At 64.1% G+C, this 19968-nt stretch carries 17 protein-coding genes; 11 read left to right on the top strand and 6 right to left on the bottom strand.

All coding sequences use genetic code 11. The annotated features are described in order from the left end of the window. Nucleotides 1–262: 262 nt before the first annotated feature. From NY08_RS15605 to NY08_RS15585, 5 genes are all read left to right on the top strand, one after another. On the top strand, nt 263–1609 hold the full coding sequence (locus NY08_RS15605) for an enolase C-terminal domain-like protein (protein ID WP_045197352.1): 1347 nt from the start codon (nt 263–265) through the stop codon (nt 1607–1609). Beyond that, nucleotides 1606–2559, top strand: coding sequence for a 2-hydroxyacid dehydrogenase (locus tag NY08_RS15600; protein ID WP_045197350.1), 954 nt, complete (start codon nt 1606–1608; stop codon nt 2557–2559). The genes NY08_RS15605 and NY08_RS15600 overlap by 4 nt, the downstream gene beginning before the upstream one ends. A gap of 72 nt (nt 2560–2631) precedes the next feature. Beyond that, complete coding sequence (locus NY08_RS15595; protein ID WP_045197348.1) at nt 2632–3831, top strand: L-talarate/galactarate dehydratase; 1200 nt, start codon at nt 2632–2634, stop codon at nt 3829–3831. A 150-nt stretch (nt 3832–3981) separates the two neighbouring features. Next, nucleotides 3982–5295, top strand: a complete 1314-nt coding sequence (locus NY08_RS15590) for a TrkH family potassium uptake protein (protein WP_045197347.1) — start codon at nt 3982–3984, stop codon at nt 5293–5295. Next, nucleotides 5288–5953 (top strand): potassium channel family protein, encoded by a 666-nt coding sequence (locus tag NY08_RS15585; protein WP_032396689.1) that lies wholly within the window; start codon nt 5288–5290, stop codon nt 5951–5953. The genes NY08_RS15590 and NY08_RS15585 overlap by 8 nt, the downstream gene beginning before the upstream one ends. Here NY08_RS15585 and NY08_RS15580 read toward each other — a convergent pair. Then, complete coding sequence (locus tag NY08_RS15580; protein ID WP_045197344.1) at nt 5937–7412, bottom strand: mannitol dehydrogenase family protein; 1476 nt, start codon at nt 7410–7412, stop codon at nt 5937–5939. The two genes, NY08_RS15585 and NY08_RS15580, sit on opposite strands and share 17 nt — an antisense overlap. Further along, complete coding sequence (locus tag NY08_RS15575; protein WP_045197342.1) at nt 7409–8431, bottom strand: NAD(P)-dependent alcohol dehydrogenase; 1023 nt, start codon at nt 8429–8431, stop codon at nt 7409–7411. The genes NY08_RS15580 and NY08_RS15575 overlap by 4 nt, the downstream gene beginning before the upstream one ends. Nucleotides 8432–8548: 117 nt before the next feature. On the opposite strand from NY08_RS15575, the gene NY08_RS15570 reads away from it, so the two are divergent. From NY08_RS15570 to NY08_RS15545, 6 genes are all read left to right on the top strand, one after another. Further along, entirely contained in the window at nt 8549–9580 is a 1032-nt protein-coding gene (locus NY08_RS15570; RefSeq protein WP_045197341.1) for a sugar-binding transcriptional regulator, read from the top strand. Beyond that, the gene (locus tag NY08_RS15565; protein ID WP_441344292.1) at nt 9577–10929 is read left to right on the top strand and encodes an ABC transporter substrate-binding protein; all 1353 of its coding nucleotides are present in this window, start codon (nt 9577–9579) and stop codon (nt 10927–10929) included. The genes NY08_RS15570 and NY08_RS15565 overlap by 4 nt, the downstream gene beginning before the upstream one ends. After that, nucleotides 10926–11876 carry a carbohydrate ABC transporter permease gene (locus tag NY08_RS15560; RefSeq protein WP_045197339.1) on the top strand — a complete coding sequence of 317 codons (951 nt, stop codon included), beginning with the start codon at nt 10926–10928 and terminating at the stop codon, nt 11874–11876. The genes NY08_RS15565 and NY08_RS15560 overlap by 4 nt, the downstream gene beginning before the upstream one ends. Beyond that, complete coding sequence (locus tag NY08_RS15555; RefSeq protein WP_032396683.1) at nt 11876–12760, top strand: carbohydrate ABC transporter permease; 885 nt, start codon at nt 11876–11878, stop codon at nt 12758–12760. Before NY08_RS15560 ends, NY08_RS15555 begins: the two co-directional genes overlap by 1 nt. Before the next feature lie 11 nt (nt 12761–12771). Continuing rightward, nucleotides 12772–13878, top strand: a complete 1107-nt coding sequence (locus NY08_RS15550; RefSeq protein ID WP_045197337.1) for an ABC transporter ATP-binding protein — start codon at nt 12772–12774, stop codon at nt 13876–13878. 89 nt (nt 13879–13967) lie between these two features. Beyond that, nucleotides 13968–15983: an ABC1 kinase family protein gene (locus NY08_RS15545; protein WP_143546700.1), complete on the top strand. Its 2016-nt coding sequence runs from the start codon at nt 13968–13970 to the stop codon at nt 15981–15983. Nucleotides 15984–16019: 36 nt separating this feature from the next. On the opposite strand, the gene sbnB is transcribed toward NY08_RS15545, so the two are convergent. From sbnB to NY08_RS15525, 4 genes are read right to left on the bottom strand one after another with little or no spacing between them, the layout of a single operon-like run. Then, entirely contained in the window at nt 16020–17063 is a 1044-nt protein-coding gene (gene sbnB / locus NY08_RS15540) for a 2,3-diaminopropionate biosynthesis protein SbnB (RefSeq protein ID WP_200893119.1), read from the bottom strand. Continuing rightward, nucleotides 17060–18109 carry a 2,3-diaminopropionate biosynthesis protein SbnA gene (gene sbnA, locus NY08_RS15535; protein ID WP_200893118.1) on the bottom strand — a complete coding sequence of 350 codons (1050 nt, stop codon included), beginning with the start codon at nt 18107–18109 and terminating at the stop codon, nt 17060–17062. Before sbnA ends, sbnB begins: the two co-directional genes overlap by 4 nt. Then, nucleotides 18106–18891 carry an ABC transporter permease gene (locus NY08_RS15530; RefSeq protein ID WP_045197335.1) on the bottom strand — a complete coding sequence of 262 codons (786 nt, stop codon included), beginning with the start codon at nt 18889–18891 and terminating at the stop codon, nt 18106–18108. The genes sbnA and NY08_RS15530 overlap by 4 nt, the downstream gene beginning before the upstream one ends. Next, nucleotides 18888–19853, bottom strand: coding sequence for a daunorubicin resistance protein DrrA family ABC transporter ATP-binding protein (locus NY08_RS15525; protein ID WP_045197332.1), 966 nt, complete (start codon nt 19851–19853; stop codon nt 18888–18890). The genes NY08_RS15530 and NY08_RS15525 overlap by 4 nt, the downstream gene beginning before the upstream one ends. Nucleotides 19854–19968 lie beyond the last annotated feature (115 nt).

The raw sequence follows: 19968 nt of genomic DNA, 5'->3' as shown, positions 1-19968 counted from the left end.
TACGTGCGCTGACACCAGGGCGTGACCTGGCTCATAGATCACCACGCTAGAAGGCCGATCGATACATGTCCAAGTCGAAAAAAGTCGCATTTGATTCAGTCTCGGTATCGATGTTGCTGCCAGGCCCGATGAGCACCGGCTGCGGATGCCGATACCTCTACTGCATCGGTCGATGCGTAGATGGTCTTGGACATGCATCGATCCGCGGCCCTAGTGTTTCCTGTGAGCAGAGTCACCGGAAGTATGTGAGGAAAGGTCGGACATGAGCGTCCACACCAGCACCCCCGTCGTCAGCGAGATGCGCGTGGTACCCATCGCGGGCCACGACGACATGCTGCTCAATCTCAGCGGTGCGCATGCACCGTACTTCACTCGCAATCTGGTGGTGCTCACCGACTCGGACGGGCGCACCGGCGTCGGCGAAGTGCCGGGAGGAGAGGCGATTCGGAAGACTCTCGAGGATGCGCGCGTGCTGGTCGAGGGCAAGGGCGTCGGCCACTACAACGCGATTCTCGCCGAGATGCGTCGCGCGTTCGCCGATCGGGATTCCGGTGGCCGCGGGGCGCAGACGTTCGATCTGCGGATTGCGATCCATGCGGTGACCGCAGTGGAATCGGCGCTGTTGGATCTGCTCGGACAGCACCTCGGTGTCAGTGTCGCAGCACTGTTGGGGGACGGGCAGCAGCGCGAGAAGGTGCAGGCTCTGGGCTACCTGTTCTTCGTCGCCGACCGGAACAAGACCGACCTCGCCTACCGCGGTGCGGACGACGAGGCCGCCGGAGCCGACGACTGGATGCGCATCCGGCACGAGGAGGCCATGGATCCCGAGTCGATCGTGCGCCTTGCCGAGGCCGCGCAGGCGCGGTACGGATTCCAGGACTTCAAGCTCAAGGGTGGAGCGCTGCCGGCGGCCGAGGAAGCCGCTGCGGTACGTGCCCTTGCCGAACGGTTCCCGGAGGCGCGAATCACGTTGGATCCCAACGGCGGGTGGTTGCTGAAGGATGCGATCGAGACCTGCCGCGGACTGCGCGATGTGCTCGCCTACGCCGAGGATCCCGTGGGACCCGAGGGCGGCTTCTCCGGACGTGAGGTGATGACGGAGTTCAAGCGCGCCACCGGTCTACAGACAGCGACCAACATGATCGCCACCGACTGGCGCGAGATGGGCCACACCATCCGGTCCGGTGCCGTGGACATTCCGTTGGCCGACCCGCACTTCTGGACGATGGCCGGTTCGGTGCGCGTAGCGCAACTGTGTGACGCCTGGGGCCTGACGTGGGGTTCGCACTCCAACAATCACTTCGACGTCTCACTGGCCATGTTCACCCATGTCGCCGCCGCAGCTCCTGGCACGATCACCGCCATCGACACTCACTGGATCTGGCAGGACGGGCAACGAGTCACCAATGAGCCGTTCACCATCGAGGACGGCTACCTCACAGTCCCCGACAAGCCCGGCCTCGGAGTGGAACTCGACTTCGAACGGATCGACGCGGCACACGAGCTGTACCAGAAGGAGGGGCTCGGTGCCCGCGACGACGCCATCGGCATGCAGTACCTGATCGAGGGATGGACGTTCGACAGCAAGCGACCGGCTCTGGTGCGATGAAGATCGTTGTCGGCGATCGCAACGTTCTGCCGCATCGTGAGCAGTTCGAGGCCGGGCTACCCGTCGGCACCGAGGTCGTCTGGTGTGTTCCGTTCGACGAGAGTCGCGTCGTCGAGGAGCTTGCCGATGCGGACGTGTACGTCGGCGGCAAGTTCAGTGCGGCCATGGGTGCCGCTGCGCCGAGGCTGCGGATGGTGCACGTTGCCGGCGCGGGAACGGACAATGTCGACCGCTCCGGATTGGGGCGCGATGTGCAGGTGTGCAACACCTTTCACCACGAGCAGTCGATCGCCGAGTACGTCGTGTCGGCGACGGTGATGCTGCGGCGACAGTTCCTGCAGCAGGACCGCGCACTCCGCTCGGGAGTGTTCGCCACCTCGGTCTACGACCCGAGAATCGCGCAACCTCTCTCGCTGAGCGGTGCTCGTATCGGATTCGTCGGTTTCGGACACATCGGTAGGCGGACGTGGCAGTTGTTCCGGACCTACGGGGCGGTGGGGGCAGCAGTCACCGGTAGTGGACACGCACCGGACGAGGGTCTTGAGTGGCACTCCACGACAGATGATCTGGGGAAGCTGGCCGACTTCGCCGATGTCCTCGTGGTCTCTGCACCGCTGAACGAGCACACCCGCGGCATGATCGGTGCCGACGAACTGGGAAGGCTCGGCGCCGACGGGGTACTCGTCAATGTCGGTCGTGGTCCCCTGGTGCAGGAACAGCCGCTGTTCGACGCGTTGTCACGCAAACGGATTGCCGCGGCCGCGATCGACGTCTGGTACCGCTACCCGGGTCTCGACGGGTTGGGAGAGCCGAGCTCGTTGCCTTTCCGCGATCTCGACAACGTGCTGATGACACCCCACTCGTCGGGCGTCACGCATCACACGTTCGTCGGCCGGGTTGCCGACATCGCGTCGAACATCGATGCACTGGCGGCATCGATCCGCCGGTAAACGGTGTTGGACGTATATTTCGCGTCGAAATAGTCTGTGAAGCAACGTAATCGACGATTTCAGGAGTTGCAGATGACCGTAGACGTCGACAAGCCCACCACCGGACTCTCTGCCCCGAATGCAGCGATCACGGCGCTGGCCCCCGGGGCCGCGAGCATCGACCGCATCGCGGAGGTGACGCTGTCCTCGATCGTGCTACCGCTGAAGAATCCGATCAGCGACGCCAAGGTGCTCACCGGTCGGCAGAAGGCGATGACCGAGGTGGTCTTCCTGTTCGCCGAGATTCGTACCGAACAGGGCCATGAGGGAATCGGGTTCGGATACTCCAAGCGCGCCGGCGGACCTGCCCAGTTCGCACATGCCCAGGAGATCGCCCCGGCTCTCATCGGAGAAGATCCGAACGACATCGGCAAGATCTGGACCAAGCTGGTGTGGGCCGGTGCCTCGGTGGGCCGCAGTGGCGTTGCCACGCAGGCGATTGCGGCGATCGACATCGCGCTGTGGGATCTCAAGGCCAAGCGCGCTGGGTTGCCGCTGGCCAAGCTGATCGGGTCGTCACGAGATTCGGTGCAGACGTACAACACCTCGGGCGGGTTCCTGCACACGCCGATCGAGGAGGTCATGGAGAACGCTGCCATGTCGCTGGCGAACGGGATCGGGGGTATCAAACTGAAGGTGGGACAGCCGGATTGGCGTACCGACATCGCCCGCGTCACTGCGGTGCGTGAGTTTCTCGGCGACGACGTCCCACTGATGGTCGACGCCAACCAGCAATGGGATCGGCCGACGGCGCAGCGGATGGGCCGCATACTCGAAGAGTTCGATCTCGTCTGGATCGAGGAGCCCCTCGACGCTTACGACGCCGAGGGGCATGCGCAGCTCGCTCGCAGCCTCGACACCTCCATTGCGACGGGCGAGATGTTGGCCAGCGTCGGCGAGCACGTCCGCCTCATCGAGGCCGGTTCGGTGGACATCCTGCAGCCCGACGCTCCGCGTATCGGCGGAATCACGCAGTTCCTGAAATTGGCGTCGCTGGCCGAGCATCACAATCTGCAGCTCGCGCCGCATTTCGCCATGGAGATCCACCTGCATCTCGCGGCGGTGTATCCACTGCAGACGTGGGTGGAGCACTTCGACTGGTTGGACCCACTGTTCGACGAGCACCTCGAGACCCGAGACGGGCGCATGCATCTGTCTGCACGTCCGGGATTGGGCTTCACGCTCAGTGAGCAGGGTCGTGCGTGGACCGTTGCGAAGGCTGTGGTGCGCTGACGCGCAGGTGAGCGGAAACTCGACCCCTGCTACGAAGTTTCGTGCACGTGCCGCGAAGCGGCTCGTCCCACCGGTACTGTCTCCTGGGTGACAGACGCTCACCAGGCATCGCGTTGGTCCGCAATCTTCCGGCCCACCCCGGTCCGGGTCATGGCCACGGGATTCGCGCTCGCCATCGCGTTGGGTGCGGGTGTGCTGATGCTGCCGGCGGCCACCGTCCCCGGCAGCGAGACCGGTTTTCTGCAGGCGTTGTTCACGTCCACCTCGGCTGTCAGTCTGACCGGTCTGATCGTGGTGGACACCCCGGTGTACTGGTCGGGTTTCGGGCAGGGCGTGATCCTCGGTCTGATCCAGATCGGCGGCTTCGGAATCATGACGATCGCGTCCCTGGTCGGTCTGGTTCTGGCCGACCGAATAGGACTTCGAGGCAGGCTCAACGCAGCCGCAGAGGTTCGTACATCGGGGCTGGGCGACGTTCGTAGCGTCGTCGTCGGGGTGTTCCGTACCAGTCTGATCATCGAGAGTGTCGTCGCGATCGCCCTGGCGGCGCGCTTCTTCATCGGATACGACGAGCCTCTCGGGCGCGCACTCTGGCTGGGGACCTTTCATGCGGTCTCCGCGTTCAACAACGCCGGCTTCGCCTTGTTCAGCGACAACATGATCGGGTTCGCCACCGATCCGTGGATCTGCATTCCTCTGTTGATCGCGGTCGTGTTGGGCGGCATCGGATTTCCGGTTCTCTTCGAGATCGCCCGCCACCTCCGCGCACGTGCAGGCGGCGTTCGGGCACGTAAGAGATGGTCGCTGCACACTCGCATGACGCTGACCGTCACCGGGATTCTGTTGATTCTCGGACCGGCAGTCGTGCTGCTCTTCGAGTGGTCCAGAACCCTGGGCGAATTCGGGCTCTGGGACAAGATGCTGGTCGCGACGTTCCAGGGCGTCATGCCCCGTACCGCAGGGTTCAACAGTGTCGACTACGCCGACGTCGACAACGCGACCTTGCTCGTCACCGACGTCCTGATGTTCATCGGCGGTGGCAGCGGCGGCACAGCGGGCGGCATCAAGGTCACCACGTTCGCCCTCCTGCTGTTCGTCATCCTCGCCGAGATTCGCGGTGATCGTGAGGTGACGGTGTTCGATCGTCGGATCGACGCGCGAGTGCAGCGACAGGCACTGACCGTCGCGCTGATCGGGGTCGCATTGGTCATGCTGCCGGTCGTCGCATTGCTCGCGGGCACGAACTTCGACCTCGACGTCCTGCTGTTCGAGGTCGTGTCGGCGTTCGCGACGGTAGGCCTGTCCACCGGAATCACCGCACAATTGCCCGGCTGGGGTCAGGTGATTCTGATCGCCTTGATGTATCTGGGTCGCATCGGTTCCATCACCCTGGTCAGCGCTCTGGCCGCCCGCGACCGCGGCCGGCGCTACACGCTCCCCACGGAAAGGCCGTTCATTGGCTAGGAAACCATCCTCCGACGTCGTTGTCGTTCTCGGTCTCGGCCGCTTCGGTAAGTCGCTCGCTCTGGAACTGATGGACCAGGGGGTCGAGGTGCTCGGCGTCGACAGTGACGACGCCGTTGTACAACGCGTGGCAGACCGTTTGACTCACGCTGTGGTGGCCGATACCACCGACGAGGAGTCTCTTCGACAGCTGTCGGTGCACGAGTACGACCGTGCCGTCGTGGGCATCGGGTCCAACCTCGAGGCCAGCCTGCTCACCGCATCGGCACTGGTGAATCTGTCGCTGCCGACCATCTGGGCCAAAGCGCTCAGCAACGCGCACGCCAAGATTCTCACCCAGATCGGCGTGCACCATGTGGTCAGGCCCGAGCACGACATGGGCAAGCGCGTCGCCCACCTGGTCCGTGGCCGAATGATGGACTACATCGAATTCGACGACGGTTTCGCCATGATCAAGACCTCTCCGCCCGCTTCCATCATCGGAAAGAAATTGGGCGAGAGCGGGATACGCACCAAGCACCGTGTCACCGTCGTCGCGGTCAAGCGTCAGGGCGAAGGATTCACCTACGCCACGGCAGACACGGTGATCGGCGCAGGCGATACCGTCATCGTCTCCGGTCAGGTTCGAGACGCCGAGCGATTCAGTGAGTCGACCTGAGTGATTCCAGTGTCGCTCGCGCGCCCTGCTCCTGCAGAGACGACAGTTGTTTCGTGTACTCGGCGACGAAGCGCTCGTTGTCGATCAGATCCCCGAACACTGCGCGGTTCGCGATGAAGGCCGTGGGGTTCTCGCGCTGACTCTGCGCGATCGGCACCAGTGAATCCTTCAACTGGTCGACGATCTCGATGGGCTCGCCGGACTCGTCGACGGCCTCGGCGTAGCGAGCCCAACTGGCCACCACTGCGGTGGAGCGGGCGATCTCACCGCCGGTCTCGAGATTCTTGCGGATGACAGGCAAGAGCCACTTGGGAATTCGGTCCGAGGACTCGGCACACAGGCGCGCGACGGTATCGCGGATCTCGGGATTGGAGAACCGCTCGATCAGCGTCCTCTTGTAGTCGGTCAGATCGATGCCGGGGACCGGCTGCAGCGTCGGGGTTGCCTCCTCGTCCATGTAGGCGAGCAGGAACTCCGAGAACAGCGAATCCTGGCACACGTCGTGGACGAGGCGATAGCCACTGAGGTAACCGAAGTACGCGAGCGCCTGATGACTGGCATTGAGCAACCGCAGCTTCATCAGCTCGTAGGGGGTGACGTCCTCGACCACCTGCACGCCCACATCTTCCAGCTGCGGACGGCCGAGGGTGAAGTTGTCCTCGAGCACCCACTGCGTGAACGGCTCGCCCGCGACGGGCCACTGGTCGTCGATGGCGTACCGCAGCGAAAGCTGTTCGGTCACTTCCGGTGTCGTGACCGGTGTGATGCGATCGACCATCGAATTGGGGAACGCGCCTTCTGCCCGGATCCAGTCGGCCAACGCCGGATCCTTCAGTCGCGCGAACGTCGTGAACGTCGACTGCGCCATATGGCCGTTGCCCTCGATGTTGTCGCAGGACATGATGGTGAAGGGCGTCATGCCGCGTTCCTTGCGTCGAGCCAACGCCTCGGTGACGAGCCCGAATGTCGTTGCGGGTACAGCACCCTCGGCAAGATCGGCGACGATCGCCGGATTCTCCGCGTCGAACTCGCCCGTCGTTGCGGAGAAGTTGTAGCCACCCTCGGTGATGGTGAGCGAGACGATCTTGGTCGTTTCGGCGGCCATCTTCTCGATCACGGCCTCGGCGTCGTCCGGCGCGAACAGGTACTCGACGATGGAACCGATGACTCGGGTGTCCCACGTGCCGTCGGAATGCTTGAGCGCCAACGTGTACAGGCAGTCCTGAGCGTGCATGACGTCGTTCATTCGCCGGTCGCCGGGCAGTACCCCGACGCCGCAGATTCCCCAGTCCATCGCCTGCCCCTGCTGGAGCAGACGATCGACGTACATCGCCTGGTGCGCTCGATGGAAGCCGCCGACGCCGAAATGCACGATGCCCACCGTCACCTCGGACCGGTCGTACGTCGGGACGGCGACGTCCTCGATGAAGTCGGCGAGGTTCTGCGAGTTCAACTTCATGCGTTGGTCTCCTTCGAAAGTCCTGGAATCACTACGGCTTTGATGCTTCCGGGTTGTCGGTCGGCGTTCAGTGCATCCTCGACGCCGTCGAGTCCGAACCGCGCCGTCACCATCGCGTCGAGATCAACCATGCCCGACGCCACCAGCGCGCGTGCGATCGGCCATGTGTTGGCGTAGCGAAAGACGCCGGTGAGCAGCAGTTCTCGGTTCTGGATCCGCGAGATCGGCAGCGGATAATCCGACCCGCCCATGCCGACGAGGACGACCGTGCCTGCGGGTCGGACAGCGTGGATGCCGTCGACCACCGCTCGGGCCGCACCGGAGGCGTCGACGAAGGCGTCGACCGTCAGTGCGCGCACGTCCTCGGCGGCTGGGTCGAGTACGCGCGTCGCGCCGAATCTCTCGGCGTTGGCGCGGCGGGAAGCGTCGATATCGGTGACGATCACCTCGGTGGCACCGAATGCGCGCGCGACCTGCGCGGTGACGAGCCCGACGGGACCCGCGCCCGCGATGAGCACGCTCGAGCCTGCGGAGATGCGTGCCTTCTGGGCCGATGCGATGCCGACCGACAGTGGCTCGAAAAGGGCTGCGGCCTCGTCGGAGATGTCGTCGGGGACGTCGTGGGCGAAGGTCGACTGGATCAGCACGTACTCCGCGAGCGCGCCGTCGATGGGCGGCGTCGCGAAGAACTCCATGGCCGGGCACAGGTTGTAGCGGCCTGCCCGGGACGGTGCGCTGGTGGGATCGGGGCGCTGCGGCTCGATGGACACGCGCTGCCCGACGCGGGTGTCGGAGACCTCGGAGCCCACGGCCACGATGACGCCCGCTGCTTCGTGCCCGAGTACGAGCGGACCGTCGACGACGTAGTCGCCGATGTGCCCTTCGCGGTAGTAGTGCGCGTCGGAACCGCACACTCCGACTGCCGTGACCTGCACGAGGACCTCGTCGTGCGCGGGCGTGGGGACGGGCCGTTCTTCGAGTCGTATCTCCTGCACTCCGGTCAGGACGCTGGCCTGCATGGATTGTGGCACGGGTCGCTGGTGGCGAGGGGGTGTTGTGTAGATCACACCTTAATGTTAGCTTAGTGAGCAGATGAACACGAGTTGAGCATCTGCTCATATTTCAGGGAGGCGGACATGGACGGATCGACGTCCGGCACCGGGGGAGCGAAGCCTTCGCGGTCCGGAGAGGATCTACGCCTGGCTCTGCGCGCCGCAACCATGTACCACCTCGAAGGCGCGACTCAGGCCGAGATCGCCGTGAAGCTCGGCGTCTCGCGCCCGACAGCAGGCCGGCTCGTTGCACGGGCTCGCACCCAGGGTCTGGTGACGATCGAGATCAACGTTCCCGACGATCTCCAGGGCACCGTCCACGCCGAACTCGAACGGGAACTCGAGGCGCAGTTCGGATTGACCGAGGTGCTCGTCGTATCGGACGTCATCGACGGCACCGATGCCGGCTACGGGTCCCTGGGTCGCGCGGCGGCGACGTTGCTCTCGCGTCGCCTCAAGGATCAGGACGTTCTCGGCTTCACCTGGGGACCCGAGACGGTGGCGGTTGCGAGCTCTTTGAAGACGCGATCCACCAAATGTGCTGCGGTGGTGCAACTCGACGGTTCCATCACCTCGGCCGACTACCAGACCGGCGTCGAATACACGCTCGGGCGGTGTGCTGCGTACCTGCAGGCGACACCCATCAGGCTCAATGCGCCGCTGTACGCAGATCAGGCGACGGTTGTTGCGTTGGAGCAGGATTCGGTGATCTCACGCGCCCTCAAGGCCGGGACCGATGCCGATGTGATGATGTACGGCATCGGTCCCGTTTCCACGTCCACCACGTTGTTCGAGGGCAGCTTCATCGACCTCGAGGTGCTCGACGAACTGCGTCGACTCGGTGCGGTCGGTGAGATCGGCGGCCGGTTCTACGACGCCGAAGGCAACGACACCGGAGGATCGCTTCCCGGCCGAACCGTCTCGGTGGGACTCGACGCCATCAGGGCCTGCGATCGGGCTGTGCTCGTCACCGGCGGACAGCGCAAACACGAAGCGTTGCTCGGTGCTCTGCGGGGTGGCCTGGCCTCGATCCTGGTCACCGATATCGAAAGTGCACGTTGGCTCGTTGCGCAAGCTCCAGCAACGGCGACCTCCAATGGAAAGGTATTTCAGTGAGGGTATTACCGAAAGTGGTTGTCGCGGGCTCGCTCGCGACGACCTTGGTTCTGTCCGGATGTGCCGGTGCCGGCTCGTTCGGTGGTGACGGTGACGGTACGACGATCACCGTTGCGATCGTCTCGAATTCGCAGATGTCCGACGCCATCTCGCTGGCTCCGGAGTTCGAGGCGGAAAACCCTGGCATCAACCTGAAGTTCGTGTCGCTGTCGGAGAACGAGGCCCGTGCCAAGATCACGGCCTCGGTCGCGACCGGTGGCGGCGAGTTCGACGTGGTGATGATCAGCAACTTCGAGACCCCGCAGTGGGCCGAGAACGGTTGGCTGACCAACCTTTCGGAGTACGCGGACGCCACGCCGGGGTACGACGAGGACGACTTCATCCCGACGTTGAAGGAGTCGCTGTCGTACGAGGGCAGCATGTACTCCGTGCCGTTCTACGGTGAGTCGTCGTTCCTGATGTACCGCAAGGATCTCATGGAGGCCGCAGGCATCACGATGCCGGAGGAGCCGACGTGGCAGCAGGTGGCCGATGCCGCCGCGGCACTCGACAGCCCCGGCCTCTCCGGAATCTGCCTGCGCGGCAAGCCCGGTTGGGGTGAGGTGCTCGCGCCGCTCAACACCGTCATCAACGCGTTCGGCGGCCGCTGGTACGACGAGAACTGGAACGCTCAGTTGAACAGTCCCGAGGTACGAGAAGCCGTGCAGTTCTACGTCGACACCGTGCGTGAGCACGGTCAGGCCGGCGCGGCCACCAGTGGCTTCAGCGAGTGCGGAACGCAACTCTCGCAGGGCAACACCGCAATGTGGTACGACGCCACCTCGGCCGTCTCGGTACTCGAGGACCCGTCGTCGAGCAATGTCGTCGGGCAGATCGGTTACGCCAAGGCCCCGTCGGCGGCCAAGGGCGACAACGGTTGGTTGTACTCCTGGGCCCTCGGAATCCCCAAGACCAGCGAGGCTCCCGACGACGCGTGGAAGTTCGTCTCGTGGATGACCAGCAAGGAGTACCTGAACAAGGTCGGTAACGAACTCGGTTGGGAGCGGGTGCCTCCCGGTAGTCGCCTGTCGACCTACGAGATTCCCGAGTACGCGGAGGCGTCGGCGGCCTACGGTCAGCTGACCCTCGACTCCATCGACAGTGCCGACCCGAACAACCCCACCGTGGATCCGGTTCCGTACACCGGAGTCCAATTCCTGACCATTCCGGAGTTCCAGGACCTCGGTACCCGGGTCAGTCAACAGATCAGTGCCGCAGTCGCCGGGCAGATCAGTGTCGACGACGCTCTCGATCAAGCGCAGCAATACGCCGAAGTGGTCGGCAGGACCTACCAGGAGGACCAGGGATGACCACCACCGAAGAACGGACGGCTCCGGCCGGACCGGAGAAGTTCGTACCGAGACCGAGGACGATCTCCAAGGCCGAGGGGTGGCGTCGGCGCGGACCGCTGTTGCCCGCCTTGGTGTTCGCCATCATCGTCACCCAGATTCCGTTCCTGTTCACGCTGTACTACTCGACGCAGTCCTGGAACCTCGTTCGTCCCGGTTCGCGTGAGTTCAACGGTCTGAACAACTACATCGACGTCTTCCGCGACAGTCAGTTCCGCGAGGTCGCGATGAACACCGTGATCATGATCGTCGGAACGGTGATCATCTCGGTGGTGCTCGGTCTGGCCCTGGCGTTGCTGCTCGATCGAAAGTTCATCGGGCGCAGCCTCATTCGCACGCTGCTGATCACCCCGTTCCTCGTCACCCCGGTCGCCGGTGCGCTGATCTGGAAGACGACGATGTTCGATCCCGTCTTCGGTCTGATCAATTTCGCGCTGAGCCCGTTCGGGGTCGGCGAGATCGACTGGGTCTCGCGGTTCCCGCTGGCCGCGGTCATGACGAACCTGGTGTGGCAGTGGACGCCGTTCATGATGCTGCTCATCCTCGCCGGGCTGCAGTCCATGCCCAAGGACATCGCCGAGGCCGCACGCGTCGACGGGGCGGGCCCGTTCAAACTCTTCCGCGAGTTGACGTTGCCGCACCTGCGCCGGTTCATCGAACTGGGCACGGTTCTCGGTGCCATCTACCTCGTCAACACCTTCGACGCCGTCTACATGATGACCTCCGGTGGACCGGGAGTCGCGTCGGCCAACCTGCCGTTCTACATCTACCAACGGGCCTTCCTCGGATTCGACATCGGTCAGGCCGCGGCCATGGGTGTCGTCACCGTGGTGGCGACCATCATCCTCAGCACTCTGGCGCTGAGACTGATCTTCAAGAGCTTCAGCGCAAACGAGGAGGCGGCGTGATGAGCACGGCAACCACGAGCAAGAACAAGGCCGTCGCACAGACCTCCGACGGCCAGGAGATCCGCAAGAAGAGCAAGTGGGGCCCGGGCACGGTCTGGTCGTTCGTTGCCTGGGTGGCAGGCATCGCCTTCTTCTTCCCGGTGCTCTGGATGGTCATCACCGGCTTCAAGCAGGAGGCCGACGCCTACTCCAACCCGCCGAAGCTGATCTTCACCCCCACCCTCGATCAGTACCGAGGTGTCCTCGAGAGCGGCATCGGCACCACCCTGCTGAACTCGGCGTTCGCGACGATCGTGTCGACGATTCTGGTTCTGCTGCTGGGTGTTCCAGCGGCGTTCGCGCTGTCGCTGCGGCCGGTCAAGAAGACCCAGGACGTGCTGTTCTTCTTCATCTCCACCAAGATGCTGCCCGTCGTGGCCGTCATCGTTCCGCTGTACGTCATCGTCGGTGACATCGGCATGCTCGACAACATCTGGGCCCTGGTGGTCCTCTACACCGCGATGAATCTTCCGATCGCCGTATGGATGATGCGTTCGTTCTTCATGGAGGTGCCGGCCGAACTGCTCGAGGCCGCCAGCATGGACGGTGCGTCGCTGTGGACCTCGGTACGCGAGGTGATCCTGCCGCTCGTCTCTCCCGGTATCGCGGCGACGTCGTTGATCTGCGTGATCTTCTCGTGGAACGAGTTCTTCTTCGCCGTCAACCTCACTGCCGTTCAGGCCCAGACGATTCCGGTGTACCTCGTCGGATTCATCACCGGCCAGGGCCTGTACTGGGCCCAGCTGTCCGCCGCTGCGACGTTCGCAGCACTCCCCGTCGTCCTTGCCGGATGGTTCGCGCAGAACAAGCTCGTGCGCGGTCTGTCCTTCGGCGCCATCAAATAGGAGAAAGTCTCATGGCTGCAATCAAGTACAAGAAGGCATCCTGCGTCTACGAAGGTGCCGATTCGCTCGCCGTCGATTCCCTCGACCTCGAGATCGAGGACGGCGAGTTCGTCGTCCTGGTCGGACCGTCCGGCTCCGGCAAGTCCACCGCCCTGCGCATGCTCGCCGGTCTCGAGGAGATCGACGGTGGCGCAATCGAAATCGGCGGCAAGAACATGGTGGGTGTTCCGTCCAAGGACCGCGACATCGCCATGGTCTTCCAGAACTACGCGCTCTACCCCAACAAGACCGTCGGGGAGAACATGGGCTTCGCGCTCAAGATGCGCGGAGTGAGCCTCGAGAAGCGTCAGGCACGCGTCGCGGAAGCGGCCCGTCTGCTCGATCTCACCGAGTACCTCGACCGCAAGCCCGGCAAACTCTCGGGCGGCCAGCGTCAGCGAGTTGCCATGGGCCGCGCCATCGTTCGCGAACCGCAGGTGTTCTGCATGGACGAGCCGCTGTCCAACCTCGACGCCAAGCTACGGGTGCAGACGCGTACGCAGATCGCGGCGCTGCAGCGCAGACTCGGCACCACGACGGTCTACGTCACCCACGATCAGGTCGAGGCCATGACGATGGGCGATCGCGTCGCCGTCCTGCGCGGCGGCAAACTGCAGCAGTTCGCCTCTCCCACAGACCTGTACGACAACCCCGTCAATGCGTTCGTCGCAGGATTCATCGGCTCCCCGGCAATGAACCTGATGACGGTACCCATCGGCTCGGGCGGCGTGCAGATCGGCAAGTTCCTGCTCCCGCTCGAGCGCGACGAACTGACCAAGCTCGCGAGCCTGGGAATCGACGAGGTCACCATCGGAATGCGGCCCGAGAATCTCGGCATCGTGCACGGTGGCGGTGAAGGATTCGAAGGAAAGGTCGATCTCATCGAGGAGTTGGGCAGCGAGTCCTACGTCTACGCACACCTCGACGATCCGAAGGTCAAGGGACTCGACGGGGGACCGGTGTCCTTGGTTGCGCGTTCGGCAGTGCGAGCCCCGGCCAAGATCGGCGAAAGCATCGGTCTGACTCGACTCGACGGTGCGATCCACCTCTTCCACCCGGAGACGGGCGATCGGATCTGATTCATCGCGTGTGACCGAGATGTGAAGTCTTCGACACAGGGGTGCGAGCCGGGTTGGCCCAGCAGCGGGTGTAGTACATCCTGGTACCTGTGATTACCGGGGGTATCTCCATCGTGTTCACCGCATTGGCGTCGGTAGCGCTGGTCGTCGTATCGGTTGCGGCGCTGGCGCTACTGGCTCGTCGGACGCTCGGAGTGCCGGTCGGTTGGGTCCGCGCGATCGTGGTGGGTATCGGAGTGGTCGGGTTCGGTGCGCCGATCCTGAGTTTCGTGGCCGACCGACTGCACCTGGTCGATTCCGAGAACGGCAGCAGGCTTTTCGATCCGGCCGCGGCGACGTTGCTGGCCGTGTTGACGGTGGCCTGGATATTCCTGTTCGGCCTGTTGGCGGTGGTGGTTCTCGAAGCCGTGGCACCCAGTGGCTCGCTTCCTGGCCCGATGTCGTTGATCTTCGGTTGGCGAGCCCGCCGTCGCAAGGCACGGCGGTACGGGCAGATCATGACGATCCTCGTCCGACACGGTCTGTCTCGGTTCCTACGCCTCGGTGCGCGAGGTACCGACGCCGACCAGCGCCGCACGGCGCGCTCGCTGCGCCGCGCGCTCGAAGAGGGCGGGGTGACCTTCGTCAAGCTGGGGCAAACACTGTCCACGCGATCGGAACTGCTGTCGCGTGTCTACATCGAGGAACTGTCCCGCCTGCAGTCCGACGCTCAGGCGGTCGGCTTCGAGTCTCTCGAAGGGACCCTGCTCGACGGGTTGGACAGGCCGATCGAGGAGGTGTTCTCACGCATCGACCACGAGCCACTCGCCGCTGCATCGGTGGGGCAGGTGCACGCGGCAACGCTGATGGACGGCACCGAGGTGGTGGTCAAGATTCAACGGCCGACGGCCCGTCGACAGATCGCCATCGATCTGGACATTCTGGCCGGCCTGTCCGCCCGGCTACAGCGTGTCGCACCCTGGGCCAGAGCGATCGGTATCGACTCCCTGGTGTCCGGATTCGCGGCGTCGTTGCAGGAGGAATTGGATTACGACGTCGAACTGGACAACGCATTGGCGATCGGTTCCACGCTCGACGAATCCAGCCCGTACTCCATTCCGCGCATGTATTCCGACTTCAGCAGTCCGATGGTGTTGGTCATGGAGAAGATCGACGGTGTTCCGCTCACTCGCGCAGGGTCGATCCTGGCTCGAATGTCCGATGAGCATCGAGCCGATCTGGCATCCGACCTCCTCGAACAGATGCTGCGGCAGATGATCGTGTCCGGGGTCTTCCATGCGGACCTGCACGGCGGAAACGTTCTCATGCGCGAGGACGGCACCGTGGTGCTGCTCGACTTCGGGTCGGTGGGCCGACTCGACGACGTTTCGCGGATGTCGCTCGGACTGTTCCTGCACGCAGTCGACTCCGAGGACTCCCTCATCGCGGCAGACGCCCTGATCGAGTTACTCGGACGTCCGGACGGACTCGAAGAACGCAGGCTCGAACGCAGCCTGGGCGAACTGATGGTGCGTTACCGCGGATCGGTCGGAGGGAGCCGCAGTAACAGCGGCCTGTTCGGCGACCTGATCTCGCTGGTGATCCGTCAGAAATTCACGATCCCACCACAGATCGCTGCAGCGTTTCGGGCGCTTGCCACGGTGGAAGGCACCCTGACCCTCATCGCACCCGATCTGGATCTGATCGCGGTTGCGCGAGAGCGGGGACGAGCGGTGATGGTGGGTCGACTCTTCGACCGAAGTTTCGTCCGATCGCAACTCGAGAGCCAGATGGCCGCCAATCTGCCACTCCTGCGCCGGATGCCCCGCAAGCTCGGCAAGATCGTCGATCAGGTCGAAGAAGGCCGGTTCACCGTCGGGGTCCGAATCTTCGAGGATCGATCCGACCGGCAGTTCATCGCCAGGTTGGCGCAGGAGTTCATGCTCTCGGTGCTCGCCGGAACCGGTTCTATCGGGTCGATTCTGCTGTTGCTCAGTACCGATGGGCCGCAGCTGACGTCGACGGTGCCGCTGTATCCGGTGCTGGGCACCGCGCTCCTGTTCGTCTCGTTCGTGCTCGGGCTGCGGGTGGTCGTTCGATCGTTCTTCGACTCCGGCCACCCCTGACGCCCAGGACGGACGTCGCCCACGCGACAGAAGGGGTCACCCGAAGAAGTCGGAGACCGTGTGACCGCCGCCGTTCGCTGTCACCCGGTCGTGCACCCACCTGCCGAGCGCGATGTCGAGGACCCCGAGCCCGAACGGCGAGAACACGATCGGTGCGGACCGGTCGAAGGTGACCGGGTCGTCCAGTAGTTCACCGAGGGTGCCGCGTACGAAATCGCGGTGACCGTATGCGAGTTCGGCCAGGTGCAAGGACGTGCGTTCGCGAATGGCGTGATCGACGTCGTCGGTGATGTTCACGCTCGCCGCGATCAGTTCCGGTGCCAGGTCGCGGAGGGACAGATGCAACACGACCGGGTTGGAGTCGAGCAGTGCCGGATCATGCAGGTGAGGCTGCGCCGCCACGGTTGCAATGATGACGAGATCGGCGTCGCGGCAGGCATCTACCGCGGAATCGGCGACAGTGACGATCAGATCGGGATCGTCGATTTCGGACCGAAACCGACGCGCAGAACCGAGATCGGTATCGAACACGGACAACTCGTCGATCGACCAACCGAGGTCCGTCAGGATCGACCAGCAGGTGCGCGAGATGAGGCCGGCACCGATGATCGCGACCTTCGCGGCCCGTCGTTCACCCACCACCCGTTCGGCGGCCAGAACCGCCCCGGCTGCCGTTCGGTTGGCGGAGATCGTCGACGACTCGAGCATCGCGTAGGGGAATCCGGTCTGCATGTCGTTGAGTATCAGCACTGCCGATGCTCGTGGTCGACCCTCGGCGGTATTGCCCGGCCACGACGAGATCCACTTGATTCCCGCAGCAGGTGAGCTGGATCCGAGGAAAGCGGGGAGGGCGATGATGCGGTCGCTCGGCCGATCGGGAAACCGAAGGAAGGAAGAGTGCGGCACCACCACATCGCCCGCTGCCACGGCGCGATACGTGGCGGCGATGGTATCGAGAACACCGGGACGGTCCTCGGAGACGACGCGGTCCACCTCGGCTTTGGTGATCACACTCATCGACGGCGCAGTGTGGATCGACGGAGCAGTGTGCACAGAGGGCACGGAGAACGTATGGGTCACGAGAACTCCTGGTTCGATGTAGGTCGGTCGAAATGATCGCGCACCCAGCCGGAGTCGTACACGGTATCGGTGTACGCGGTGCCGCGATCGGCGCACAGGAACAACACACGGGGGCGACGCATCGGCCGATGATGCCGAAAGTACTGGTTCACAGCGTGATACACCGTTCCGGTCGATCCGCCACCGAAGACCCCGTGCCTGCGGACGAGTTCGTGACAGGCCAGAACGGCGTCGGCCTCCTCAACCATCACCACGTCGTCGATGATCGCTTGCCGCACCAGATCCGGCACTATGGACGAGCCGAGACCGGGGATGTGACGTCGGCGAGGCTGGCCGCCGAAGATGACCGAGCCCACCGAATCGACCGCAACGACGGTGACTCCGGGGAAGTCCTCCTTGAGACGGTTCGACACCCCCGAGATGGTGCCGCCGGTGCCGACACCGACGAACACGTAGTCCAACGTGTCGAATCGGTCGACGATCTCGCCTGCGGTGAGGGTGTAATGCGCGTCCAGCGCATCGTGATTGGCGTATTGGTTGGGCCAGAATCCGGCGAGATCGGCCAGCAGGTGATCGAGGCGACGCAACCGATTCTGAAGAAAGCCGCCGCCTGCGTCGGGTTCGCTGATCTTCTCCACTCTGTCGCAGGCACCTCGGAGAAAGTTCTCGGTGCTGGTGTTCGTGTTGGCATCGATGACCGGAATGAATTCCAATCCCAGTGCGCGGCAGAGTGATGCGAGAGCCACTGCGAAGTTGCCCGAGGACGACTCGATGATCGGCCGGCCCGGGGATATCTCGCCGCGGGCGATCGCACGACGCATCATCCAGAACGCCGAACGATCCTTGGAACTGCCGGTGGGATTGGTGAATTCGAGTTTGGCGAACAGGTCGACGCTGTCGTGGGCCAGTTGGACCACCGAGGATCCGCTGTAGGCGGGCCGTAGCTCGTTGATCGTGTCCCCGAGCGAGGTTCGGGTCCCGAGGTTCACGGTCCGCGGTCCGGTCTGGGTGCTGGTGGCACCTCCGTGTCCGCGGGCGGCGTTCACTTCGATTCCCGACGGTACGCAGCCACGGCCAGTGCGGCGAACACCACCGTCAATGCCGCGGAGAGTCCTACCGCCCACGCCACGGGATGCGTCGGGGCCACGGCGGATGCGCCTGCGCCGCTGGGGTTTCCGAACAACTCGCGGGTCGCCTGAACCACCCAGCTCATCGGATTGAGACTGCAGACCACGCGCAACCATCCGGGTAACCCCTCGAGCGGAATGAACGCGTTGGACAGGAACGTCACCGGCAGCACGATCACGAAGGCTACGGAGGTGATTGCCTCCGCGGTGCGGAGCATCAATCCGATCACCACTCCCAACCAGGACATGGCGAATCCGAACAGCAGTAGGACGCCGAAACCGGCTGCAGCATGCCAGAAGTCGGTGTTGATCTTCCAGCCGATCAACAGCCCGACGGCAGCCATGACGGCGACCGACACCGCGGAGGTCATCACATTGGCCACGGTGCGCGAGAGCAGCACCGACGTCTGGGTGATGGGGAGTGCGCGGAGTCGGTCGATGAGGCCACCGTTGAGATCGTCGGCGACCCCGAGTCCGGTGGAGGTGATTCCGGAGAGCATGGTCTGCGCCAGGATTCCGGCCATGAGATATTCGCGATAGTTGCCGCCGGGTACCGACATCGCCGCTCCGAAGAGATATCCGAAAATGACGAGATAGGACACCGGCATGATGGCGATGGCCAGCAGTTTCTCGGGAACTCGAACCAGATGCAGCATCTGCCTTCCGACCAGAGCTCCGGTGTCGCTCACCATGGTGGTCATCGCGCTGCCACCGGCTCTCGGGCACCCTTCGACTCCGGGTCGGCGGTGAGCTGATGGAAGACATCGTCGAGCGAGGGCCGGTCGATGCCGAACTCGGCGGCCTCGATGTCGTCGGCGACCATCCGATCGGCAACGTGCGCGACCTGCGCGATGGAGGAAGTGAGAGGCACTGTGAGACCCTGCTTTCCGTTCGTCGGTTCTCGGCCGCACACGGTTGCCATGATGGCGGCCATGTCAGCGGTGCGGTTCGGGTCCTTGGGGACGACTCGGAGTACCTCCCCGCCGACCTGTCGTTTGAGTTCTGCGGGCGAGCCCTCGGCCACCACCGTGCCCGCCGAGATGACGGCGATGTTGTCGGCCAGGTGATCGGCCTCTTCCAGGTACTGGGTAGTGAGCAGTACGGTCACGCCGTTGGCGACCTCGCGTTCGACCGACTCCCACAGCATGGCGCGGCTGGTGGGGTCGAGGCCGGTGGTGGGCTCGTCCAGAAACAGCACCCGTGGATGTCCGACGAGCGCGGCCGCCAGATCGAGCCGCCGCCGCATGCCGCCGGAGTAGTGCTTGGCCACGTCGTTCGCGCGATCGGCAAGACCGAACGTGTCGAGGATCTCCATTGCCCTCGCTTTGGCCCCCTTGCGGCCGAGCCCGCGGAGTACCCCGACGAGGGTGAGATTCTCCCGCCCGGTGAGCCGGTTGTCGATGCTCGCGGACTGGCCGGCGACGCCTATGGCGCGTCGCACTTCGTGGGCCTGCGTCCGCACATCGAATCCGGCAACCGAGGCGGACCCGGAGTCGGCGTCGAGCAGCGTTGTGAGGATACGAGCAGTAGTAGTTTTTCCGGCACCGTTGGGACCGAGGACGCCGAGCACTGTGCCCTCACGGGCGCTGATGCTCAGCGAATCCAGCGCCATCACGCCTGCGGATCCGGGGAATCGTTTGCAGAGACCTACGGCCTCGATCATTGGTGTCACACGAACAGTGAAGCGTCGCTGCGGGGCCACTCGCCAGGGCTTTGCACGGACTGACCGCGACGCGTGTTGCCAATTACCGGTTGCTGCAACCGCATTGCACCGGTAC

The organism is Rhodococcus sp. B7740 (genome assembly GCF_000954115.1).
Classification (GTDB): domain Bacteria; phylum Actinomycetota; class Actinomycetes; order Mycobacteriales; family Mycobacteriaceae; genus Rhodococcoides.
The sequence above is the reverse complement of the archived record's forward strand: the minus strand, read 5'-3'. Positions and strand labels throughout refer to the sequence as shown.